The organism is Deltaproteobacteria bacterium (genome assembly GCA_018668695.1).
Classification (GTDB): Bacteria; Myxococcota; XYA12-FULL-58-9; order XYA12-FULL-58-9; family JABJBS01; genus JABJBS01.
The window spans coordinates 1-3389 of record JABJBS010000033.1 but is presented as its reverse complement, the minus strand read 5'-3'; the positions used below and the strand labels follow the sequence as shown (position 1 = coordinate 3389).

At 50.5% G+C, this 3389-nt stretch carries 4 protein-coding genes; 2 read left to right on the top strand and 2 right to left on the bottom strand.

The annotated features are described in order from the left end of the window. Positions 1–624 (top strand): AmmeMemoRadiSam system protein B (gene amrB / locus HOK28_01525; GenBank protein MBT6431739.1); only part of this gene is annotated, 624 nt, incomplete at its 5' end. 137 nt (positions 625–761) lie between these two features. Here the strand turns inward: amrB and HOK28_01520 are convergent. Beyond that, positions 762–1685, bottom strand: a complete 924-nt coding sequence (locus tag HOK28_01520; GenBank protein ID MBT6431738.1) for a diguanylate cyclase — start codon at positions 1683–1685, stop codon at positions 762–764. Positions 1686–1848: 163 nt separating this feature from the next. On the opposite strand from HOK28_01520, the gene HOK28_01515 reads away from it, so the two are divergent. Further along, the gene (locus tag HOK28_01515; GenBank protein MBT6431737.1) at positions 1849–2454 is read left to right on the top strand and encodes a hypothetical protein; all 606 of its coding nucleotides are present in this window, start codon (positions 1849–1851) and stop codon (positions 2452–2454) included. A 6-nt stretch (positions 2455–2460) separates the two neighbouring features. Here HOK28_01515 and HOK28_01510 read toward each other — a convergent pair. Further along, positions 2461–3389, bottom strand: a 929-nt coding sequence (locus tag HOK28_01510; GenBank protein MBT6431736.1) for a peptidase S41, incomplete at its 5' end; no start/stop codon positions are given.

The following is a 3389-nucleotide window of genomic DNA, read 5'->3' as shown; positions in this document are numbered from 1 at the left end:
GGTGGGCACCGCGGCCCTTATGGCCCCAACACAGTTTTCTGCGGAGATGCCTGGGAAACCCCTGTTGGTAACCTCATAACGGCACTGCCAATCGCACAAGAGTTAAAAGCGGAACTTGGCATTGCGTCAGAACCAGAAAAACCGGGCCGCCCAGATAATGGCGCGGAGCTTCATATGCCATTCGTAAAACACTTCTTTGCTCAAGCAGAGCTATTGATGCTTGGCGTCGCCGCTTCAGAAGAGGCCCTCGGGATAGGTGCAGCCGTTGCCGAGCTTTGCCGAACCCATCGACGCAACGCAGTCTTCATAGGATCTACCGACCTGACGCATTACGGGCCCAACTATAATTTCACGCCTGAGGGCACCGGGAGCCCATCTCAACAATGGGTTCGAGAAATCAACGACCGAGGCTTTATCGATGCGATGCTGGCCAATCAACCAAGCCAAGCACTCAAACATTCCCAAGACCACCTCAGCGCCTGCTCTCCTGGAGCAGCCATCGCCAGCTGGCAAGCAGCTCAAAGGCCAGGAGAAATCACCCAAGGACATGAAATCACGCACTACTTAAGCAGTGACGTCATGCCATCCGACAGTTTTGTGGGGTATTGTAGCTTGGTATTCTAAGGAGATGCGCCCTCTCCAACCGTCAGGCAGGAAAGGACGCTAACGGGTGGTCCCGCAGTAGCCAATCTCTGGCTCAAGCGTATGGAGGGCCTCTGACACTTTTGAAGGATTGGTCGTCGTTAATACAAGAAAATGATCTATTGAAAATTGGCGCTGGCGGTCTCGCCTCGGCCTTTTCGCTTTGCTTCATAGAGAGCGGTTTCTGCAGCCATAATTAAGTCAGCATAAGAGTTGAGCCCGTCGTCTGGATAAGTGGAAATACCGGCACTTATCGAAAGTGACCAGCTCCCTCCCTCCGGTTGGGTATGACCGATGACCTCGGCCACCTTGCCAGTCACCGACTCAAGAGCAGAACGGACCCTATCCATCGCAATGATGGCATTCGCAGGGCTGGTTTCCGGGAGCAAGACGAGAAAGATACTATTTCTAAACCGCGATATATCATCGACATTACGAAAGGTACGGAGCAAAACCTCACTTAAGAGCTTCAAGACAGCATTCGATTGCTCAGCGCTGTAGGTCTGCTCAAGCTCTTCGAATGCGTCGATGTCGACCAGCAAGCACGAGATCGAACGCTTGTACCGGCGAGACCGCTCAAACTCTCGCTCCAGAATATCCATCATGTGAGTTTTCGAGCAGGTACCAGTTAATGCATCCAGCCGGCTGGCCTTCGCTAGGCTTTTTTGCAAATCACCGGTTCGCAAAGCCGCGGCAATCCGCGCCTGTATCTCAATTGAACTGGATCCCTTCCAGAGGAAATCAGTCACACCTGCCTCCAGGGCCTGAATCAGCGCTACTTTGTCCGCCAATCCTGCGATGACCAATATTGGCAGGTGAAAACCGGTGGAGTCCGCGCCAAGCTCGGCGAGAATATCGAGCCCCCGTCCATCTTCACGAATTAAATCAACGATGACCAAACCGATATCTTGGTTCACCGAACTCGGGTCGAAGTCATCCGTACCCCTGAGAATGTAACCTTTTTCCAACAGAATCTGGGTAAAGTTTCTGATTTCCTCAGCCGATTCGGAGATCAGGAGAACGCTTTGGGTTTGACTTGGCATGTGAGTACTCCTTTGAAACAACAGGTGCACCATGGCGATCCATGAACAATTATCCTCACGGAAAGCGCTCAAGGCAAGCTTACTTTCAATTTCGTCACCTCGGAAAGTTGCGACGGAAGGCATTAGAGCATTAGAATGTTCCTAGAGGGAATCGAGCGAAGTAATGAAGTTATTGACACAGTCCAAACACAGCTACGGCCTACTACTTGCCGTTTTTATGGCTATCACCGCGATAACTCCAGCTTTAGCGGCTAAAGGCGCTGAAATCCGAGTTCAAGGACCGAATTCCACCTATAAAATCGAGCCCAAGGATGGCACCGAAGACTGGAAGCTTAAAGGCCCCGGGATGAACGGGTTCAGCTTACAACCGAAAAAAAATGGAGGCTGGGTTGTTCTCGACCCTGCAAACACCATTCGGCAGCGGTCCGAAAAAACGGGTGAGCGGGACATGAAAGTCTTGGACCCCGAAGGAAACCTACGTCACACCGTAGAGTTCGCAGGCAATGGCTTTTCGGTCATGTATCCTGATGGCAGAGTTCTATGCCGTATCGTACTGGTCGACGAGAATAATTTTCATATTCTTAATGAGAAAAACGCAATAACGATGACTGGCCGCGCAAAGGGTAAAACCATCACGGTTAAGGATGTCTCAACCAAGCAGCGCCTCTTCAAGATCAAAGGCAAAATCACCATCGAAGATGCTTCCTTCTTTGCACTGCCACTTCAATTTACTGAAACCGTGGTCATCTGGAAAACAGCGACTCGCTGACCTCTGCTATTCCTGCAAGAAATCAACAGCCTCACTCAGCTCTGGATCTATACCGGCCGCGAACTGCTCCGCCGTCGGAACCACTTCAATATCTGGAACGACCCCGATACCATGAAACTCGCTACGGTCCGGATTGAGTAATCGCATCCCAGTGAAAGTCATCTGAATCTGGCCAGGTAACCACGCGTTGGTGATGGTGCCATTCGTGGCCGCACTGGGCTGGCCCACCACAGTCACATTCGGCAAGTATTCAATCATTTGTGAGAAGCACTCAGCCGCTGAAACAGACTTGTTACTAACCATCAGCACGACATCGCCCTGGAAAACGTTTTCTCCTGCTTCAAAAGCCCAAACTTCATCTACAATCCCAAAACGCTCCGGACCTCTCCAAGTAGGATGTCCAAAAATCGGAGCCGTGAATGAATCGGTGTGAAAGTTGCGTGCATATTCGTAAATATCAAACGTTGGATAATCTCGCATATCTAAAATCAAATCGACCGAGTCATCTAGAGCATTCACGGTATCCCAAGGGAAATTCAAATCAGTAGTCACGTTGCCGTTTAAGTTTAAGTAAAAAATATCAGCCGCGCCCATATCGTCCATGAATCCATTGGCACGAAAGCTTCCGCCCCAAGGTACCCGGCTGTCTAGGTCCCAGCCCATCGACTCTAATGTTTCGTATCTTAAACTACCATCAGGTGCTCGAAGCTTGAGCGTCTTTGTTCCAAAAACTTCCTTGAGTTCGTAAGTGGCTTGAACGAAACGGTAACCATCAGATGATGCAGAATAGCGGCTCATGGCTTCTGCATACCAATCTGCTACAGGCACACCGTCGACTTCAACAATCGTGTCACCCGCGTTTACACCCTCTTGGATCGACATCCGTACAACAGGCTCACCTGCAACATTTTGAATCTGAACCCCAAGATACCCGT